Origin of the sequence: Paenibacillus sp. FSL H7-0442 (genome assembly GCF_038593105.1) — a bacterium.
GTDB lineage: Bacteria > Bacillota > Bacilli > Paenibacillales > Paenibacillaceae > Paenibacillus > Paenibacillus polymyxa_D.
The window spans coordinates 3,013,000-3,032,528 of record NZ_CP151963.1 but is presented as its reverse complement, the minus strand read 5'-3'; the positions used below and the strand labels follow the sequence as shown (position 1 = coordinate 3,032,528).

Genomic DNA, 19,529 nt, shown 5'->3' with positions numbered 1-19,529 from the left:
AAAAATATTTTTGTCTATGTAATAATAGATAATATAATAAATTAACTACTATTTAGTCAAATGTTTTTTGAATCATGAAGAAAGTAGAGCATAGAAAATAAAGAGGTCAATGATCGTTAAGAACGTGAAATAGAATAGTAGTAAAAGTACTCACTTTAAACTTGTGAATTAGGAATGATATCTAATCGAAAAATTAATTTACATAATAAATATTATGTTAACTAAAAATATTTATCTTAATAATAGGCGGCTGAATCCGATGTACCTTTTAAAATCATAGTGATATAATTACGCGTACATGCCTGAAAAGGAGCGAATGGAACGTAAATGAACTTTCAAGTGGATTTTTTATCTTTTTTTGTAATTCAGGTAGATGGAAAAGAAGGACAGGGTGGTAAGTCCTATAAGCATTACGCTACGATGGACGACTACGATTATGACGAAAGCGATGTTAAAAAATTTCTGGACGGGGAATTTACTCGTATTAGCAAGCGGAAGGTTGAAAAAAATCCCAGCACAGAGCAGGCACCGACCAAAATCGGCCGCTTTATCGTCGAACCGGAGCATGAATTGAGCAGTAATCCGAATTTTAATATGTTCGCCCGACTGCGGGCAGCAGAGGATAAGGAAGATTTTAAAAATGCTTGTGACGATCTGGTGCGGATGTATCTGGATACGAGCGCAGTACGCGGCGGAGCGCTGATCATTGTACAGGCAACCTTGAATACACACTCGGATGATCCGTTTATTTTTGTGCTTAAATGTGATTTCGAGCCTAAAATTGCCAGAATTACTGAAAGCAGTCTGGTGAGTGAGGTCGAAATGGCTATTTCTGCCCGTAATATGAAATCCATCATGTATCCTTACATGCTTGAGGAGGGGATGAACGATGAGTGGGAGCTTAAAATTCACCAGTCTTCGCATGCCCGGTATTTTGAAGATTTTTTGAAATTCGTGACCTATGAGCAATCCATGCCGGAAATCGTCAATGAGCATGTCATGGGCTTCGTTCAGAATTACGTAGAAACCAAATGGCCGGATGCATCTAATGAGGAAAGACAGCAGGAAGAGCGCGATCTGGAATTGTGGGCGGCGAGCGAAAAGCGGGATCTGCAAGGGAAATGGGAACCCCTTCAAGTCGTAGAGGCTGCACAGCATATTGTCGAGCTGAAACCAGAGATTGAAGTGCGTTTCAAACTAGATGATACGGCCGTGCGTGGGCTACTGTCCGACTTTGGCGCCAAGCTGCATATCACGAAACTTCATGATCGATATGCACTTATTATTGAAGGTGACGCATTTACGTTTGAAAAGGGATTTTCACCGATTGAGCTGCTTCAACCTGAATCGTTTGAAACGGTGGCTGAGCGGCTAAAAGAGAAACGCCAGCATGAAAATGAGTATGTGGATGGCGATACGCCACCTTGGTAATTTGAATGCATAACAGGACGACAAACTGAACTTTTACATTATAACGACTAAAAAACTGGCCTCTCAACGGATATTACCGCTGTGGAGGCCAGTTTTGTTTAGCTTTTATGTTCCCGATCTACACATGAACTTTGCTAATTTGATCTTTCAGCTTGTCCGCAGATTGAAGCAACTTTGCACGTTCCTCGTCATTGAGCGGAAGATCCAAAATTTCACGTACTCCATTGTGATCTACGATACTTGGAACGCCTAAATATACGTCAGATACTCCGTTATAATTTTCCAGCAAGGTGGACACATTAAGTACCGACCCCTCGTCTCCGAGAATGGCGGCTACAATTCGGTCGAGAGCCAGCCCGATAGCATAAGAAGTTGCGCCTTTAGCATCTATAATTTCATAGGCAGCATTCTTGGTATTTTCAAAAATTTCATTTTTCGTTTCTTCACCCAGTTCAAGCGGAGTTCCAGCAACGTTGGCTGTGCTCCATACAGGTAACTCGGAGTCACCGTGTTCTCCAATAATATGAGCGTGGATGCTTCGTGGATCGATGCCCTTTTGCTTCCCGATCAAATAGCGGAAGCGTGCGCTGTCCAGCAACGTTCCTGATCCAATGACTCTACTTGAAGGCCAACCACTGCGTTTCCAAGAGATGTAGGAGAGAATGTCCACTGGATTGGTTGCGATCAGCAAAATGCCGTGTGTATTGACCTTGACAATATTATCAATAATACTTTCAAAAATTTCGGCATTACGCTTCAGCAAATCAATGCGCGTTTCTCCCGGCTTTTGTGAAGCGCCTGCTGTAACAATAATGATATCTGCATCACGGCAGTCTTCATAATCACCCGCCCACACTTTGACACCACCGAGAAAGGGAAGCCCATGATTCATATCGAGCATTTCCCCCTTCGCCTTTTTGACGTTGACATCAATAAAGACAAGTTCTGACATGCGTTGGCGCAGTAGTAGGGTATAGCCGGTTGTTGTGCCAACCGCTCCCATGCCGACAATGGCCACTCTACTTCGTTTGTAAGGTTTTAAGCTCATAAAATCCTCATCTCCTTCTCGGGTTGTATACCTTTTCATTTTGGGGTATTACTTAAAAATTTATCTTTCCAACTTAGTGTACCGTATATATTTACCCACCGCAAAGAAATATGACATTTTTCCTTGACTTCAAAGGCGAGCTCGCTAATAATTAATCGAATGATAAGAACACGCACTAAAGCGTTGCAGCACCGATATTGACGTATGAAATTATGGAAAGAGGATTCGGCATATGGACTTATTTCGAAAAAAAACAGGACTGCTCCCGCATGAGGAAAGCGGATCTACAGGTCACTTAAAGAGAACAATGGGTGCCTTTGATCTCACCATGCTAGGTGTAGGATGTATTATCGGTACCGGGATTTTTGTTATTACTGGCAAGGCAGCAGCAGAAAATGCAGGTCCTGGATTGATGCTCTCCTTTGTTATTGCAGGTATTGCCTGCGTACTAGCAGCCTTATGTTATGCGGAGCTATCATCTACAGTTCCCGCAGCTGGGAGCGCTTATGCGTATAGTTATATTGTATTTGGAGAAATTTTGGCCTGGGTACTGGGTTGGGACCTGATTCTGGAATATGGAGTGGCGGCCGCCTCTGTGAGTAGTGGATGGTCTGCATACTTTCAAGGCTTGCTGGCTGGATTTGATATACATTTACCGCTGGCTTTAACCGCAGCCTTCGATTCGACCAAGGGAACCATTATTGATCTACCAGCCGTGTGCATCATTATGCTCATCACACTGTTACTGAGTCTCGGAGCCAAGGAGACGGTTCGATTCAATTTAATAATGGTTTGTGTTAAAGTCGGAGTTGTATTGCTATTTATTGCAATCGGTATCTTTTATGTTAAGCCTGACAACTGGACACCATTTTTGCCTTATGGATTTTCTGGTGTTTTGAGTGCTGCGGCAATCGTATTTTTTGCTTATCTGGGTTTCGATGCCATCTCAACTGCAGCCGAAGAAGTTCGCAATCCGCAGCGGAATATGCCCATCGGCATTATTTCTTCTCTTGCGATCTGCACGGTATTGTACATTGCCGTTTCAGTTGTGCTAACGGGAATGGTACCTTATACGCAGTTGGGGGTAAGTGATCCTGTTGCGTTTGCCCTCCGTTTTATTCATCAGGATTTCGTAGCCGGATTGATTTCAGTCGGAGCGATTGCGGGGATGACCACCGTTTTACTGGTGCTGTTGTTTGGTCAAACACGGTTGATTTTCTCCATGTCACGTGATGGTCTTTTACCCGTTTTTTTATCTAAAATAAATGCCAAAACTCAAACACCGATTCGAAGCACTTGGCTGGTAGGTAGTATTATCGCATTGGCTAGTGGATTGTTCCCGTTACATGCACTGACCAATTTGACGAGTATTGGAACCCTGTTCGCTTTTGCTGTGGTATCGGTAGGGGTTATCGTTCTGCGCAAGAAACGCCCTGATTTGAAAAGAGGCTTTACTGTGCCGTGGGTTCCGTTGCTCCCGCTTTTAAGTGCGTTGGTTTGCATCGGTCTGATGCTTCAGCTTCATATTAGCACCTGGATTGGATTCATTGTGTGGCTCCTGCTTGGATTGCTGATCTATTTCTTCTATGGATACCACAAAAGTTTGTTGAACCGTAAATCCTAATAAATTTTAGTATAAAAAGCCGGCATCCTGCACTTTTGTGAAGGGGCCGGTTTTTTTTGTCATTACGCGAAATGTGTCACATAGAGGCGTTTATGGTATAATTCTGTTTCAGATAAGCTTTTGGCACGTGATTACAGCATGCCATCGAGGGAGGATTTTTATATGAAACTGCGCTGGCGTGCGCTCTTGGGGGGAGTACTACTGCTGATAGGTATTCTGCTGACTGCCTGTTCTGCTGAAGCCCCAGAAACGTTAACAAAACCTCCGATTGAGGAACCTGATGATCAGGGTCAGACGATTACTATTAATCCACCAGTGACTCCAAAGGTGGGCGATCCCAACGCCAAATATGTAGTTCAGACGCGAATAGCGGATTTTCATTTGATTGATAATAATAAAGGGTTAGTTTGGGGAGTTACCCATAATGAGCTCCGACTTTATGATACTCATGATGGCGGAAAGACATGGAATAATATTTCCCCCTCCGAAAACGTCCAATTTCAAGACAAACTTGAATATGGAAAGGACATCAGTTTCACTGATTCGCGTCACGGTTGGGTTGTCCGCCAAAATTTGGACAAAACAGCAACCGTCATTCTGAGAACAGCAGATGGAGGACAGAGCTGGGATGTTTCAGCGCTTCCAAGCGGGGATCATGTGAGCTCGATCCAATATGTAAATCCAACTACTGGCTGGATCATGGCATATGTAAAACTGAATGAGCAGGATCAACAAAAACTGTTGTATCACACCACTGACGGTGGAGCCACGTGGAATAAAGTTGCGCAAAGTTCTGGTATGACATCCAACAAATCAGGCTCAGGTTTACCCGATCGGGGCAGTCTGGCCGGGATGAGCTTTTCTTCCAACAAGCAGGGATTTGTAGCGATCAATCTAGATAACAGTGTTAAGTTGTACAAGACTTTGAATCAAGGGAAAACCTGGACGCCGGTAGCTAACAGAATTCAGGGCTGCCCTCAGGCCAAAGCAGAAGCCCAGCAGTCTCTGAAAGGGAGCAGTACCTCGTATTGGATTCCAGTTCTTTGCTCTGGGGTTAACGGCACAAAATATAATGGACTGTTTACAAATGATACAGGGGCCCAATGGAGCGATGTATCTTTGGGTCTGAGTAGCAACATTAATTCTATTATCCCTGACCGTACGTTTCTAAACGAAAAGGAAGGGTGGATCATAACCGAAACCGGATTGACCCGTACATTGGATGGGGGGAAGACGTGGACAAGTCTCACAGGCAACAAAGTGCTACCCTTGAAGCTAAAAGACTACCCACGATCGGTCAAGCTCCGTTTCGCCTCTTCTTCGGTGGGTTGGCTGCTTCTGGAACGCCTTGATGACAAGAAGTCACTGCTGCTGAAAACGACGGACGGCGGTGCGAACTGGAGAATTTTATAATCGCTATAAAGGTGATTGCCCTGGGGTATTTTTCTCAGGGCGTTTTATTTTTAAAAAATTTAAATTTTATACGACTATATGTGAAAAAAATCACAAACTAACGAATAAGCCGCTGTTATACTAAACCTGTAAACAACGATAGGAGTGATAATCATGAGAGCGAATCAGGATCATATGTTAACCCAATACTACCTACAATTTTGTTATACTTGCCAGGATGCCTATGGTTGCACGACTGAAGAGGACTGCAAGCAGTGTGCAGAGCGTTACGCTGAAGACGAAGATCATGAAGCTCTGGATGAAACACAACGTTATCTCCAGCTTGTACATGTGTAAATCAATGAATCATTCTGATATCGCCATATCTTGAGCCTCCCGGATTATTCCGTGGGGGCTCTTGGCGTTCTTGAGGGTTGCTATCAAATTTGGGCAGGAACATACATATACTGTTATGGAAAGCTTAGGTGAGGTCAGGATGCCCGGTCGTTTCCCTGTGGAATGCCTGGCGGAGAGGAGTGCGGTGCATGGGTTTTGAATCATTATGGATGTTCGATTGGCTGGGCACGGTACTGCCCGTATTTTTCGTTGTCGTGTTGGGTATTGTCGTGTTGTCTGCAGGCAGGGAAGTCATGGAATGGAGTCGGAATAAAAGGCAGCCTGTACTGACGGTCGGTTCCCGAATTACGGCCAGAAGGACACATCTCCAACAGAGGCGGCAGGAGGAACAAGGGACTCGCACCTATACTTTCTATTACGTAACCTTCGAAGTGGAAAGTGGCGACCGGATGGAGTTTAAGGTATCTGGGGAAGAATATGGTCAATGCGCTGAAGGGGATGAGGGACGGCTTACTTTTCAGGGTACAAGGTATATCGGGTTTCAGCGTCTTAATCGCTATAGCTTGGAACAGGTTAAAATGTAGAATTCAGTCTAATTATTTTTGGATTCATTTACAGCCTTCTGTAAGAAACCAGGGTAGGGGGCTGTAGATGTTTCTTGTTCAGCACATTTTGGTACATATATACTAGAACAGAGTAGTTCAGAGGAGGAATGATTCGTGTCATTTGAGGGACAAGTTGTTATTGTAACAGGAGCGGCGCATGGCATTGGGAAAGAGGTCGCTTTTGCCTACGCTGCTCAGGGTGCCCATGTTGTATTTGCGGACTACAATGAGGAAGAGGGTGCCGCAGCCGCTGCAGTAGCCCGGAACGAGGGCTATCAGGCCATTTTTATTCCTTGTGATGTACGAAAGGAAGAAGATATTGTGGCGCTAATCCGTGCCACGGTAGAAGAATACGGCACGATTCATACGCTAATTAACAACGCAGGCGTATCCAAATGGAAATCTCCATATGAGTTAACGCTAGCAGAATGGGATGACATTTTGAATACTAACGTACGCAGCTGTTTTATTGCCACTAGGGAAGCAGCTAAGGTGATGAAACGAAACGCAGAAGGTGGCTCTGTGGTCAATATGACCTCTACACGAGCTTTCATGTCAGAGCCGAATACAGAAGCCTACGCGGCATCCAAAGGAGCCATTGTGGCCCTTACGCACGCGATGGCCATATCACTAGGAAAGGACGGGATTCAGGTCAATTGCATCAGTCCAGGGTGGATTGAAACCGGGGATTATGAGCAATTGCGTACAGAAGACCATCAACAGCATCCGTCTGGGCGAGTAGGAATCCCTAAGGACATCGCACGGGCCTGTCTGTATTTGACACAACCCGGCAATGATTTTGTAACTGGTACGAATCTGGTAATAGATGGTGGCATGACGCGTAAAATGATTTACGAGCCGTAGTAAAAGCCTAAATGAGTAGTCCCAATTTTGGGGCTATTTTTTTTGTTTTTCTGGACTGTCACCCATTGGGCATTTGTACCATATGATAGGGTATGTGATGGAGAAGCGAGGAGGGGACGCGTTGGCTGTAATCAAGACCAACTCAGAGGATGTAAGGACACTCGCCCGATTGATGCGGGCAGAGGCCGAAGGAGAAGGAGAGCAGGGGATGCTCATGGTTGGCAATGTCGGAGTAAATAGGATTTTGGGCAATTGTCTGGATTTTCAGGGGATTCGCCTTATGAACGATATGGTGTTTCAAAGTCCAGGCGGATTTGAAGCTACCCAAAAGGGGTACTTTTATCAAAGAGCCCGTGACCGTGACATTCGTCTTGCCCGTCGTGTCATTAATGGGGAAAAAATACGCCCGGCGTCCAATGCATTATGGTTTTTCAGACCGGCAGGAGACTGTCCGAACACCTGGTATAACCAGACCAATACCGGACGTTTTAAAGCCCATTGCTTTTTTAGCCCGTCTGTACAGGATTGTCCTGCCGTCTATTAGAACGCTTCAACATGAGTTTGAATAATTTAAAACCATTTTAGGAGGAATTTACATGATTTCACAGCAAGCTTACCGTCCTGTTTCTTATCCTGCTGGTAGCGGGTATCCCGAATGGCCCAGAGGGATGAATCCGGTCGGAACTATGCAGCCCATCAGCACCTTCCCCCCTCAGGTTAACAGCGGTAGTGCGATGACACCGGCTGGTATGGTGGTACAGAGCCAGACTCCACAATTTGAGCAATCATATATTGAAAACATTTTGCGCTTGAACTTGGGTAAAACAGGTACCTTTTATATGACGTATGAAAATAACCGGGAATGGAATGCGAAAATATTCAAAGGTATTCTGGAAGCAGCGGGTCGTGACCACATTATTATCAGTGATCCGGCTACGGGCAAGCGGACGATTTTGCTGATGGTGAATCTGGACTATGCTACTTTTGATGAGCCATTGTTGTACCAATATCCCGGCGTCATCGGGAATCCGGGTGCATCCCCGGTTCGCTGATGCCTTTATATATATGAGTCTACATCCTCTGCCAGACGGCAGGGGATGTATTTTGTTTATAATCTTTCTCAAATATAGTAGCTTTCTTGGTGGTAAGCGGCGAAAACGAGAGCTTTACGACCTAAATGATAGTGGAGCTGTTTTTTCTGACATTGCTTGTGGTTTGACTGTATAGAGTATAGTTATATAATTAAATATAAGCTGATGAATAATCTAATCATTTATGCGGAATATGGCTTTGGAAGCCGGAAGGAGTGAATGTGTTGGGAAGTTGACGCTGCTTATGATGTGTTATCGTTCTGTCTATGATGAAACTATCCGAAGGAGGTGCGCCTGTCTGCCGTAATGACGGCTGATGGGGAGCATATTGAGTGACCCTTTACCGAGTATGTTTAACTTATTTATTGTTTTTGCATTAGTACTATTGAATGGTTTTTTTGTATCTGCGGAATTTGCCATGGTGAAGGTCAGAGGCAGCCGTATTGAGACTTTGGTGGAGGCGGGCAATAAAAAGGCCGTATACGCCGCCAATATGTTACACAACTTGGACGCTTATTTGTCTGCCTGCCAGTTGGGTATTACACTAGCATCGTTGGGACTAGGATGGATCGGAGAGCCGGCCATCGCACATTTGATCAAACCTGTATTTACAGCCGCTGGATTAGGAGCGGTATATGTGCACGGTACTGCCGTGGTTATTGCATTTATTGTCATTACGATTCTGCATATTGTGTTGGGTGAATTGGCGCCCAAAACGATAGCTATTCGTAAATCTGAGACCATTACGCTGTATTCAGCCATGCTGATGACTTGGTTTTACAAGTTGATGTATCCATTCATATGGGCGTTAAATGGAATGGCGAACAGCCTGCTGCGTTTATTCCGTCTGGAGCCGGTATCCGAAAATGATGATTCCGCGCATACGGGGGATGAAATACGTATTCTGATGAAAGAAAGCAATAAGAGCGGACTAATTGATAATACGGAATTGGCGCTTGTTGATAATATATTTGATTTTACCGACACGACCGCCAGGGAAATCATGATTCCGCGAACTGAGATGATCTGCTTATACAGTAATGAGTCCACAGAAGAAAATCTCGCGATTGCGACGGAAAGCATGAGAACCCGTTATCCAATCTGCGCCGAAGATAAGGACCATATTATCGGCTTTATCCATATTAAGGACCTTCTGCGGGCGAACACACTGGATACCCGTACGATGATTCGACCGATTCTTGCTGTCCCTGAATCTACACAAATTAGTGATCTGCTCAAACGCATGCAGCGTAGCAAGACGCAAATCGCAATTTTGATTGATGAATATGGCGGTACATCGGGTATGGTAACGCTGGAAGATATTATGGAAGAAATCGTTGGTGAAATTCAGGATGAGTTCGATCAGGAACGTCCGAGTTGTGAGCAGATTAATGACGAGGAATTTTCCATTGACGGCATGTTATTAATTGATGAAGTGAACGACCGCTTTGGACTGGATCTTGATCATGAGGATTATGATACGGTAGGGGGTTGGCTATACTCACATGTCGAGGTTATTCCCCCACAGCCTGGCCAGTCTGTAGTGTTTGAGGGATGTATGTTCACGGTAGAAGAGGTTGAAAACAAGCGGATTTCACGTATTCGGCTGATAAAACAGCCTTTCGTCGTGGAAGAAGCAGGAGTCTCATAACGGAATAAATTTGGAGAGCGACCTTGAAAGATGTGGGGTCGCTTTTTAATTTGTCTTCTTTACAGAAAGGACATGAATTGATATGATGTTCGTGTTATTGTCAACCTAATTATAATTTTTAGGTTGACAATAAGAAAGGAATTTCCTCTACGCTGAAAATTTTATCCATTTACATGATCATTAAATTTTGGGAGGCAAGAAGTATGAATTTACAAAACAAGGTTATAGAATGGGGCTCGTTGGCTGAAAAAGCGATACATGGTAGCCATGTTACGCTGGAAGAAGGTATAGCGGTACTGGAAGCTGATGATGAGGAGTTATTACCGATTATGCAAGCTGCATTTCAAGTACGACACCATTTTTACGAAAAAAAAGTAAAGCTCAACATGATCATGAACGCCAAAAGTGGCCTGTGCCCAGAGGATTGCGGTTATTGCTCACAATCTATCGTATCCACGGCGCCTGTGAACAAGTATAGTATGTTGGACAAGGAATCACTGTTGGCTGGAGCTAGGGAAGCAGTAGCACGGAGAGCAGGGACGTATTGCATCGTAGCTTCGGGCAAGGGCCCAACAGATCGGGAGCTGGATCAGGTGATTGAGGCTGTACAAGAAATTACTCACACAATGCCACTCAAAATTTGCGCTTGCTTAGGGATTCTCAAGGGAGATCAGGCACGGCGGTTGGCAGAGGCTGGGGTACATCGATACAATCATAATTTAAATACAAGTAAGGCCAACTATCCCTCAATTACAACCACACATACATACGATCAACGCGTCGAAACTGTGAAAATGGCACAATCTCACGGAATGTCTCCATGCTCTGGCGTTATTATCGGGATGGGGGAAACGAATGAGGAAATCGTTCAAATGGCTTATGCCTTACGGGAGTTGGATGCTGACTCTATTCCGGTTAACTTCTTGAATCCAGTCCCCGGAACCCCATTGGAGGGAGCAAAGCGAATATCACCTATCCAAGCTTTGAAAGTGCTGGCACTGTTCCGATTCATCTGTCCATCCAAAGAAATACGCGTTGCAGGTGGACGAGAGTTGAATTTACGCTCATTACAACCGTTATGCCTGTATGCAGCGAATTCAATTTTTGTTGGAGATTATTTAACGACAGAAGGCCAAGAGGTCACATTTGATCATCAAATGATTGAAGATCTTGGTTTTGAAATTGAGATGTGTGCCTTTTCAGCCGTATAATAGAAATTGTACAAACTTGGAAGGGAGAGTTAAACAATGAGCGAAAAAGTATTTATTAGTCCAGGTAAATATGTGCAAGGGAAAAATGTGATTGATAAAACAGGTGAGTATGTTAAGCCATTAGGCCATACTGCCTTGGTTATTGCGGACAAGCTGGTTTGGAAGATTGCAGCCGACCGCGTGGTAAAAAGTCTGGAACTGGCTGATATTACGGCGGTTAAAATTGAATTTCAAGGGGAAGCCTCCAAAAATGAAGTCAACCGTATTGTGGATCAAGGACGAAGCGCCCAGGTCGACATTGTCATTGGTGTAGGTGGCGGTAAAACGCTGGATACCGCTAAAGCTGTAAATGAACTACTCGGTTCCTCAGTTGTGATTATTCCAACGACTGCTTCTACAGATGCCCCTACTAGTGCACTATCTGTTTTGTACACCGATGAGGGTGCATTTGATACGTATTCCTTTTTCAGTAAAAATCCGAGCCTAATCCTGGTGGACACAAAAGTCATATCTCAAGCGCCGCCCTTGTTCCTCTCCTCAGGTATTGCAGATGCCATGGCGACGTGGATTGAAGCCCGTGCGGTCATTGAAGCTCGTGCAACGACAATGGCTGGTGGTTTGCCAACCTTGGCGGCAGAAGCCATTGCGTCCAAGTGTGAGGAAGTTCTTTTCGATTACGGACTGCAGGCTTACGAATCCGTGAAACGCAAAGTCGTCACACCTGCGCTTGAAGCGGTAGTGGAGGCGAATACGTTGCTAAGCGGTTTGGGCTTTGAAAGCGGCGGTTTGGCAGGCGCACATGCGATTCACAATGGTTTTACCGTTCTGGAAGGAGACATTCATCACCTGACTCACGGTCAGAAGGTAGCTTTTGGCACCTTAGTCCAGCTTGTCTTGGAAAAAAGACCTTTGTCCGAGGTGGAGCGGTATATTGACTTTTATCTAAAACTCGATCTGCCTGTCACGCTGGAAGACATTAAGCTACAGGAAACTTCCCGAGAGGATTTGTACCGGGTAGCTCAGGCTGCTACCAAAGAAGGCGAAACTGCTCACAATCTACCATTTGCTGTCACAGCGGATGATGTGCTTGATGCAATTTTAGCGGCTGACCAGTATTCACTTGCCTATAAGGCTAAAATTGGACATAGAAACTAACCCCATACGAAATAAAGTAGATTCAAAGGCCGCTGATCATCGGCCTTTTTTCCATTATTTAACTTGCAACTTATGTTATGATTTTTATGGTACATAATCAGGAAATGCAGGGAGTATATTTATGGCTCCCCTAAAATTTGAGAGGAGTTTAGCGATGGCAAAATGGAATGTAGAAGATCAAGGTATTCAATATACTATTGAGTACAAGCGTAGCTTAACTGGCGGGAAAATTATTGTGAATGGAAGCGAGCAGAAGGTTAAAAGCCAGAATGCATTTTTGAACTTGATTGATTTTCCTATTAAATTGAAAGAAAAAGTTGTAAATGTTGTTGTCATTGGCAACAAAGCGGATTTAGCTGTGGACGGTGTATATCTTGGGTCCAATCAACCTTATGTTCCTGTGAGTAAAGTTCCGGGCTGGAGTGGGGCTTTTGTCGTGGTCAGCTTGGTTATAGGATTGCTATTTTCGGGGATTTTCGGTGTGTGTATAGGAATATTGGGCAGCATGTTTTACGTGAAATCATCTTTATCCATGCATCAAACCACCAATCGAAGAGTTGTAAATTGCTTTATTGTCTTTTTCATCATCAGCGTGATACAAATTGTTTTTGGAATTGCAGCGAATTCTTGGATTAACACGTTGTAAAATAGATCAACTTAGCCTAAGGTTGAAGCAAGAAGGCTCTCACGCATGAAGCGGTGAGAGCCTTTTTGCCGTGTTAGATCGCCCAATTTCCTTTACGGAAGATAGGTTCCTCAGTACCGTCCTCAGTAACGCCGTTGATGTCCATTTCACTTGAACCAATCATAAAGTCGACGTGAGTCAGACTGGAATTCAGGCCGTTGGCAGCCAACTGCTCTTGAGTCATATCCTTGCCGCCTTTAAGGTTAAATGCATAAGCATTACCGATGGCCAAGTGGTTAGAGGCATTTTCATCAAACAACGTATTATAGAATAAAATATTTTTATCAGAGATAGGTGACTTGTGAGGTACAAGAGCAACCTCACCCAGGTAGTGTGAACCTTCATCCATTTCTACGAGATGCTGAAGAGTTTCCAAACCGGTTTCTGCCTGAACATCGACAATACGTCCATTTTCAAAAGTCAGTGAAAAGTTGTCGATGATATTTCCACTGTAGCTAAGTGGCTTGGTGCTGCTGACCTTACCGTTCACTCCCGTTTTAAGCGGAGCTGTAAACACTTCCTCAGTAGGCATATTGGCTACAAAAGTATGTCCCTGTTGGTTGACGCTTTCAGCCGCTACCCACAGATGATCTTTTGCCAATTCGATGGTGAGATCTGTGCCTGGAGCCAGATAATGCAGCTTTTTATAGCGTTTGGCATTTAAAATATCAGATTTGCTGGAAAGGTTTTTCAAATGCTCTTTCCATGCCTCCACGGGGTTATCCAGATCCACACGCACGGTGCTGAAAATGGCATCCCACAGTTTATCCATTTGCTCGGAAGCTGGCAGATCAGGGAATACTTTGGCAGCCCATTCTGCAGAAGGATAAGCAATCAGAGACCAACTGAATTTGTCGGCCATTTGATATTCGCGGTATTGACGTAATTCATGTGACCGCACGCGCTGAGCAGCAGTAATTCGGCTGGACGGAATCCCCTGAAGCAAATCCGGATTTTCTGCAATGACATGCAGTACAGCTGCGCCATTTTCGACCTCTTCAGTCATTTCGGCTGCGTACCATTTGGGAGCAATATTAAAAGTTTCATCAGGAGCTAGTTCATACTGTAATCGAGTAATGGTCTCATCACTCCATTTTACTGTAACCAGCTTGGCTCCGGCAGTATACGCTGATTTGACGATAAGTCTCACGAGTTCGGCGGATAAAATTGGTGCATGAACGATGAGTGTCTGTCCAGGATGGACATTGGCGCCGACCCGAACGGCTAACTCGGCATATTTTTGCAATTTTTGTTGAAAATCTGACATGTAACTTTCCTCCATTTCACGAAAAGCCTTAAATAAGGCTTGGGTAACTTGCACAGTTTTTTTGCAAATTCCACACATAGCTTATATATTGTACAATGTAACGAAAAGGTTCACAAATTAGTTTTGGTACTATTTAGTGAAAATGAAAGGGCGGATAGATGAATGACAGAGCAAAATTCACCTCAGGAAGTGAAAGAAGTACATATTCAACAGGCACAAATGACAAGAGATGAGAATGGTGCTTATTTGGGCCAAGTGGTATTTGGAGTAGACGGGCAGAGTTCTGTATATGAAATCACATTCCACAGTAAAAGGGGAAAGGAATGGGATTACAGTCTCCATTTTGCGGGAGAGCCACGGGTGGAGGAAGAGATGCTGCAAATGGATAGCTGGATTGAAGAGAACGATGATTTATTCGACTATTTGCTAGATACGGCATGGAGCAAATTACCCGAGTAATGTAAACATGGTCTATTTTCGTGACAAGCGGATTATATTTAGCAGTGTCCGCATAATCTGCTGACATGGGGGAAGCCTAAAGGTCGATATTAACAGTAAATTCCATGTGAATAGGAGGGTGAAGCTTTGGCAAATCATCTGTTCACCGAAGGAATGACGGCAAATGAAGAGGCTGCTCCCGATCTCCTGAGCTTACGGACGCTGTTTGTAAATATGTGTTTTATTGGGGAGCCGGGAAGCCGTTCCTGGGTGCTGGTGGATACGGGGATGACAGGATTTACAGACTCGATTATACGCCTGGCAGAGGAACGGTTCACTGGCCCTCCGATCGCTATTGTGCTTACACATGGTCATTTTGACCATGTGGGTTCGGTTATTGAGTTGGTACAGCATTGGGGTACACCTGTTTATGCACATCCTTTGGAATTACCTTATTTGACGGGAATGAAGGATTATCAAAAACCTGACCCTAGTGTAGGGGGAGGTTTAATGTCGGGCATTTCCTTCTTATACCCCAATGATGCTATAGATCTCGATGATCGCATCACCTCCCTGCCCCAAGATGGCAGTGTCCCTGGTGCCCCTGGTTGGAAGTGGCTGCATACGCCAGGACATACTCCTGGTCATGTATCGCTTTTTCATGAGCGAAGAAGGTTAATGGTGGCCGGTGACGCTTTTATTACGGTGAAACAGGAATCGGTACTGGCCGTTATTTTACAGGAAAAAGAAATACACGGGCCTCCTGCGTATTTTACAACAGATTGGCAAGCTGCGCAGCGCTCGGTGGAAATGCTGGCCAAGTTAAAGCCTGAGATTGCAGTTACAGGACATGGTCATTACATGCATGGTACTGAGCTGACATATCAGCTGGAGCGACTGGCAGGAGATTTTGAGCACATGGCTGTACCCAAACAAGGACGTTATGTGTAGTCATGTGTGAAGGACGATGCCTTGCGGGGCATCGTTTTTTTTGTGGACGTGGAATTTTTTTGCTCAGCATGGTATAGTCAAGCCAAAAGCTAAACGCTTTCATTAAACATCGTCATTTCATCAAGGAGGATTTTTTGATGACACAACAACATGCTGCAATTGGTGATCTTTATTATGGAATACCGGCGATTCGTCTTAAATTTGGACGATATGAAGCGGTTGCCCTGCCGGGAAACGGCGCAAATCTGATTTCTTTTCGTGACAATGAAACGGGATATTCTTTTCTGCGTGAGCCAGATGCTGAGAGCATAGAGGCTTTTAAGCAAAGCCCATCCGTTTACGGAATTCCTTTCCTGTTCCCTCCGAATCGGTATGAGGATGGAAAATTCCTGTGGAATGGTGTTACATATGAGCTGCCGATAAATGAAGAGGCGACCCACAACCATCTGCACGGCTTTTTACACACTGTTCGGTGGGAGGTCGAGGACTACGGTTCCGGGGAGCAGGGCAGCTATGTGGTAATGAATCAGCATGTAAGGGAAGGACATCCCATGTTCCGCTATTTACCCTTCACCTTTACCATGAAATTAACGTACAGTCTGGACGAATTTGGCCTGCATCAGCGTTATGTGATCCATAACGAGGGCGATCAACCGATCCCCAATTTATTTGCCTTTCACACAGCGATTCGCGTTCCGTTCGTACCCGATAGCTCGCCTGAGGACTACAAGATTAAGGTCACAATCGGTGAGCGTCGTGAGCTGACGGAACGGTTGTTGGCCACAGGTCAGTTCCAGCCTTTATCTCCGGAAGAGGAACTGCTGAAGACGACGGGAGTTAGTCCTTATTTTGCCTCTATGGATAATCATTACACGGCAGCTCCGCAAAATGGACGCAACTACATGGAACTGACACACAGTAAGACAGGTGCTACCCTCGTATACGATGTAGGTACAGCTTATAAGCATTGGATGATCTGGAATAACAAAGCGAACAAGGAATTCATCTGTCCTGAGCCGCAAATGAACATGATCAATGCACCGAATCGTCCAGACCTACCAGCGGAGGAGATCGGATTGATAGCACTGGCTCCAGGCCATATTTTTGAAGCAACCAGCCGTTTGTATTGTATTACACCTAATAAATCGAAATCCTAGCATTTAAATTTATCCTTATAGGCCTGTATCGTGTCCAACGGTGCAGGCTTTATTTGGGGTTGTAAAGCACAGGTAAGGGCCAATGGGGAAGGAGGACGAAAAAGGTTGCAGAATGCCAAGCAGTCATAGTATGATACGAAACAGGAGATGATCAGATGAATTTTCCTTTTCAAGCCGTCAAACGCAAGCAAATCGCCGATGAAGTAGCTGAACAGCTGCAACGAAAAATTGCTACTGGTGAATGGGATGTGGGCACTAAGATTCCAACCGAACCTGAGCTCATGAAGCTATTCGGAGTCGGGCGATCTACAGTACGTGAAGCGGTTAGCGTTCTGGTGCATGCCGGTCTATTAGAGAAAAAGCAAGGACACGGAACTTTTGTTTGCCAACCGACAACTTCTCAAGAGCCATTGGATTACCGTCTAAGCCGTGCTGAAATTATTGAGGTTTATGAAGTGCGGAGTGTGTTGGAACTAGAGATTGCCAGATTGGCTGCGTTACGTCGTAAAGACGAGGATCTACGCTTGATGCGTGAGGCGCTGGATCGTCGTGCTGCAACCCTGGCCGCTGGAGATATGAACGGGTATTTGGATGCGGATATCACTTTTCACTTGGCTGTTGCCGGAGCTACACGCAATAAGGTGCTTACAGATGTATATGGCAGCTTTGTAGAGGCCATTCGCAAGGCGTTGAACAATCTCATTACCGATCCGGCGATGCAAAATCATTTTACTGTGCAGCATGAAAAAATATATGAAGCAATCCGGGATCAGGATGGCAAGGCTGCCGAGCTGTATAGTATTCAACATTTGGACGGCACCAAGCTGGAGCTGCAAAAGCATATGGGAAGTTCATAATTTTTTTTACTCTTAAACATCAGATGATCGGATGAATAAAATATTTAAACCTTCTACTTGAGCATCTCCTAAAATCAAACCAAAGGTGGTATCTGTATGCGCAAAATATGGGTGTTGGACACAACGTTAAGAGATGGAGAACAATCACCAGGAGTTAGCTTAACTAGCACGGAAAAGGTGGAAATTGCCCTTCAGCTGCAAAAATTAGGCGTAGATCGGATTGAGACCGGCTTTCCAGCAACCTCGCCTGGTGAGATCACCAGCATGCAGGAGATTGCCAAACAGGTTACCCAAGCGACACTGGTTGGTTTTGCGCGCTCGAAAGAACAGGATATTGATGCGGTCAGAGAGGCGCTACGAGGAGCAGAGGATGCCTGTCTTCATTTGTTTCTGGCTACCTCACCTATTCACCGCCACCATAAGCTTCGAATGGATAAAACGAAAGTATTAGAGACCGCTGCTGCTGCCATTCGTTATGGACGCAAGTATTTCAGCAAGGTAGAATTTTCAGCAGAGGACGCCAGTCGTACCGAACTGGACTTTATTTGTGAGGTCGTAGATATGGCGATTCGTGCTGGAGCGACAATCGTCAATTTACCGGATACGGTGGGATATGCCTCCCCGGATCAGTTCGGTGAAATGTTTAGAATTGTAAAACAACAAGTGCCCGGTATCGAAAAAATACAACTTAGCACACATTGTCATGACGATCTTGGTATGGCAACAGCTAACACGCTGGCGGCCATCCGTAATGGTGTAGACCAATTTGAAGGTACCATCAATGGCATCGGTGAGCGAGCCGGAAATACACCTATCGAAGAAGTTGCACTGGCCCTTGACACCAGAACCGAGCTTTATGGTGCACAAACGAGTCTGGTTTTGGAGGAACTGTATGCTACCAGTCGCCTAGTGAGCAAACGAACGGGGATGTCGGTGCCGGGAAACAAGGCTATTGTTGGAGCCAATGCGTTTGCTCACGAGTCTGGTATACACCAAGACGGAATGCTTAAAGAGCGTACAACATATGAGATCGTGTCCCCTGAGCGTATTGGTCTGAAGACGAGTAAACTTGTGTTGGGCAAGCACTCGGGTCGACATGCATTTAAAGAAAAACTGGCGGACATGGGCTTTGATGCTTTGACGGAGGAACAGCTGCAAGAGACGTTCCGCAAATTCAAAGCATTGACGGATAAGAAAAAACAGGTGTTGGATGAAGACTTGCTCGTCCTGATGGACGAAAGCCGCAATGCCTCGCCTCAAATGTACACACTGGATTCCATTCAGGTGTCTTATGGTAATCAGTCGGTTCCAGTCGCATCCATTCGATTGGGTAAACAAGATGGGACAGCAATTGATGAAGTGGCAATGGGTAACGGTTCTGTAGATGCGATTTTCCATGCTATAGACAAGGCCAGTGGTGAAGAGGTGGAGTTGGAGGATTATTCGATCCAATCTGTAACTTATGGCAAAGACGCATTGGGGGAAGTGCACGCCATTTTGAGGCAAGGAGAGTACACAGCTCTGGGAAGAGGCACAAGTACTGATATTTTGGAAGCTAGCGCCAAAGCTTACATCGATGCGCTGAACAAGCTACTGGGCAGAAAAGAAGTACATGCCAAAAGCAATATCACCATTAGTTGATCCTAGTGGTCAGGCTTGTAGATGAATTTTCCTTCTTCCTCCTCTGGCCTCATCGTAAAAAAGCGCTTGCAAAATAAATGATAACATTTGAAATTTAATGTATA

Annotated in this window: 19 protein-coding genes; 17 read left to right on the top strand and 2 right to left on the bottom strand. The window is 44.9% G+C overall.

Annotated elements, in window-relative coordinates:
* Positions 1-327 precede the first annotated feature (327 nt).
* Positions 328-1,431 (top strand): DUF3900 domain-containing protein, encoded by a 1,104-nt coding sequence (locus MHH57_RS13100; protein WP_069011777.1) that lies wholly within the window; start codon positions 328-330, stop codon positions 1,429-1,431.
* Between the two features lie 118 nt (positions 1,432-1,549).
* On the opposite strand, the gene MHH57_RS13095 is transcribed toward MHH57_RS13100, so the two are convergent.
* Positions 1,550-2,479, bottom strand: coding sequence for an L-lactate dehydrogenase (locus tag MHH57_RS13095; protein ID WP_069011779.1), 930 nt, complete (start codon positions 2,477-2,479; stop codon positions 1,550-1,552).
* A gap of 232 nt (positions 2,480-2,711) precedes the next feature.
* Between MHH57_RS13095 and MHH57_RS13090 the strand changes: the two genes are divergently transcribed.
* The 11 genes from MHH57_RS13090 (at position 2,712) to MHH57_RS13040 (ending at position 13,075) form a co-directional block, all read left to right on the top strand.
* Positions 2,712-4,103 carry an amino acid permease gene (locus MHH57_RS13090; protein WP_069011782.1) on the top strand — a complete coding sequence of 464 codons (1,392 nt, stop codon included), beginning with the start codon at positions 2,712-2,714 and terminating at the stop codon, positions 4,101-4,103.
* Positions 4,104-4,265: 162 nt separating this feature from the next.
* The gene (locus MHH57_RS13085) at positions 4,266-5,516 is read left to right on the top strand and encodes a YCF48-related protein (RefSeq protein ID WP_340932307.1); all 1,251 of its coding nucleotides are present in this window, start codon (positions 4,266-4,268) and stop codon (positions 5,514-5,516) included.
* A 153-nt stretch (positions 5,517-5,669) separates the two neighbouring features.
* Entirely contained in the window at positions 5,670-5,852 is a 183-nt protein-coding gene (locus MHH57_RS13080) for a hypothetical protein (RefSeq protein ID WP_029517499.1), read from the top strand.
* A 188-nt stretch (positions 5,853-6,040) separates the two neighbouring features.
* Positions 6,041-6,436: a DUF2500 domain-containing protein gene (locus MHH57_RS13075; protein ID WP_013371386.1), complete on the top strand. Its 396-nt coding sequence runs from the start codon at positions 6,041-6,043 to the stop codon at positions 6,434-6,436.
* A 135-nt stretch (positions 6,437-6,571) separates the two neighbouring features.
* Complete coding sequence (locus MHH57_RS13070; protein WP_340932305.1) at positions 6,572-7,321, top strand: glucose 1-dehydrogenase; 750 nt, start codon at positions 6,572-6,574, stop codon at positions 7,319-7,321.
* A 121-nt stretch (positions 7,322-7,442) separates the two neighbouring features.
* Positions 7,443-7,865, top strand: coding sequence for a cell wall hydrolase (locus MHH57_RS13065; protein ID WP_029517501.1), 423 nt, complete (start codon positions 7,443-7,445; stop codon positions 7,863-7,865).
* A gap of 52 nt (positions 7,866-7,917) precedes the next feature.
* Complete coding sequence (gene gerQ, locus MHH57_RS13060; RefSeq protein WP_029517502.1) at positions 7,918-8,373, top strand: spore coat protein GerQ; 456 nt, start codon at positions 7,918-7,920, stop codon at positions 8,371-8,373.
* Between the two features lie 355 nt (positions 8,374-8,728).
* Positions 8,729-10,063: a hemolysin family protein gene (locus MHH57_RS13055; protein ID WP_081317589.1), complete on the top strand. Its 1,335-nt coding sequence runs from the start codon at positions 8,729-8,731 to the stop codon at positions 10,061-10,063.
* A 203-nt stretch (positions 10,064-10,266) separates the two neighbouring features.
* On the top strand, positions 10,267-11,274 hold the full coding sequence (bioB, locus tag MHH57_RS13050) for a biotin synthase BioB (RefSeq protein WP_342434193.1): 1,008 nt from the start codon (positions 10,267-10,269) through the stop codon (positions 11,272-11,274).
* 36 nt (positions 11,275-11,310) lie between these two features.
* On the top strand, positions 11,311-12,429 hold the full coding sequence (locus MHH57_RS13045; protein ID WP_342434192.1) for a glycerol dehydrogenase: 1,119 nt from the start codon (positions 11,311-11,313) through the stop codon (positions 12,427-12,429).
* 154 nt (positions 12,430-12,583) lie between these two features.
* Positions 12,584-13,075, top strand: a complete 492-nt coding sequence (locus MHH57_RS13040) for a hypothetical protein (RefSeq protein ID WP_342434191.1) — start codon at positions 12,584-12,586, stop codon at positions 13,073-13,075.
* A gap of 73 nt (positions 13,076-13,148) precedes the next feature.
* Here the strand turns inward: MHH57_RS13040 and MHH57_RS13035 are convergent, their stop codons facing one another.
* Complete coding sequence (locus MHH57_RS13035) at positions 13,149-14,381, bottom strand: aminopeptidase (protein ID WP_342434190.1); 1,233 nt, start codon at positions 14,379-14,381, stop codon at positions 13,149-13,151.
* 162 nt (positions 14,382-14,543) lie between these two features.
* Here MHH57_RS13035 and MHH57_RS13030 point away from each other — a divergent pair, with 162 nt between their 5' ends.
* The 5 genes from MHH57_RS13030 to MHH57_RS13010 all read left to right on the top strand — a co-directional run bounded on the left by MHH57_RS13030 (position 14,544) and on the right by MHH57_RS13010 (position 19,425).
* Entirely contained in the window at positions 14,544-14,840 is a 297-nt protein-coding gene (locus tag MHH57_RS13030) for a hypothetical protein (protein ID WP_023988878.1), read from the top strand.
* 126 nt (positions 14,841-14,966) lie between these two features.
* Positions 14,967-15,770, top strand: a complete 804-nt coding sequence (locus MHH57_RS13025; RefSeq protein WP_029517508.1) for an MBL fold metallo-hydrolase — start codon at positions 14,967-14,969, stop codon at positions 15,768-15,770.
* Between the two features lie 137 nt (positions 15,771-15,907).
* Positions 15,908-16,927, top strand: coding sequence for an aldose 1-epimerase (locus MHH57_RS13020; protein WP_013310435.1), 1,020 nt, complete (start codon positions 15,908-15,910; stop codon positions 16,925-16,927).
* Positions 16,928-17,082: 155 nt separating this feature from the next.
* Positions 17,083-17,784 carry a FadR/GntR family transcriptional regulator gene (locus MHH57_RS13015; RefSeq protein WP_029517509.1) on the top strand — a complete coding sequence of 234 codons (702 nt, stop codon included), beginning with the start codon at positions 17,083-17,085 and terminating at the stop codon, positions 17,782-17,784.
* A gap of 96 nt (positions 17,785-17,880) precedes the next feature.
* Positions 17,881-19,425, top strand: coding sequence for a 2-isopropylmalate synthase (locus tag MHH57_RS13010; protein ID WP_029517510.1), 1,545 nt, complete (start codon positions 17,881-17,883; stop codon positions 19,423-19,425).
* Positions 19,426-19,529: the final 104 nt, after the last annotated feature.

Coding starts and splice junctions, on each gene's coding strand:
- MHH57_RS13100 (WP_069011777.1), top strand. CDS start 328: ATGAACTTTCAAGTGGATTTTTTATCTTTTTTTGTAATTCAGGTAGAT.
- MHH57_RS13095 (WP_069011779.1), bottom strand. CDS start 2,479: ATGAGCTTAAAACCTTACAAACGAAGTAGAGTGGCCATTGTCGGCATG.
- MHH57_RS13090 (WP_069011782.1), top strand. CDS start 2,712: ATGGACTTATTTCGAAAAAAAACAGGACTGCTCCCGCATGAGGAAAGC.
- MHH57_RS13085 (WP_340932307.1), top strand. CDS start 4,266: ATGAAACTGCGCTGGCGTGCGCTCTTGGGGGGAGTACTACTGCTGATA.
- MHH57_RS13080 (WP_029517499.1), top strand. CDS start 5,670: ATGAGAGCGAATCAGGATCATATGTTAACCCAATACTACCTACAATTT.
- MHH57_RS13075 (WP_013371386.1), top strand. CDS start 6,041: ATGGGTTTTGAATCATTATGGATGTTCGATTGGCTGGGCACGGTACTG.
- gerQ (WP_029517502.1), top strand. CDS start 7,918: ATGATTTCACAGCAAGCTTACCGTCCTGTTTCTTATCCTGCTGGTAGC.
- MHH57_RS13055 (WP_081317589.1), top strand. CDS start 8,729: ATGGGGAGCATATTGAGTGACCCTTTACCGAGTATGTTTAACTTATTT.
- bioB (WP_342434193.1), top strand. CDS start 10,267: ATGAATTTACAAAACAAGGTTATAGAATGGGGCTCGTTGGCTGAAAAA.
- MHH57_RS13045 (WP_342434192.1), top strand. CDS start 11,311: ATGAGCGAAAAAGTATTTATTAGTCCAGGTAAATATGTGCAAGGGAAA.
- MHH57_RS13040 (WP_342434191.1), top strand. CDS start 12,584: ATGGCAAAATGGAATGTAGAAGATCAAGGTATTCAATATACTATTGAG.
- MHH57_RS13035 (WP_342434190.1), bottom strand. CDS start 14,381: ATGTCAGATTTTCAACAAAAATTGCAAAAATATGCCGAGTTAGCCGTT.
- MHH57_RS13030 (WP_023988878.1), top strand. CDS start 14,544: ATGACAGAGCAAAATTCACCTCAGGAAGTGAAAGAAGTACATATTCAA.
- MHH57_RS13020 (WP_013310435.1), top strand. CDS start 15,908: ATGACACAACAACATGCTGCAATTGGTGATCTTTATTATGGAATACCG.
- MHH57_RS13015 (WP_029517509.1), top strand. CDS start 17,083: ATGAATTTTCCTTTTCAAGCCGTCAAACGCAAGCAAATCGCCGATGAA.
- MHH57_RS13010 (WP_029517510.1), top strand. CDS start 17,881: ATGCGCAAAATATGGGTGTTGGACACAACGTTAAGAGATGGAGAACAA.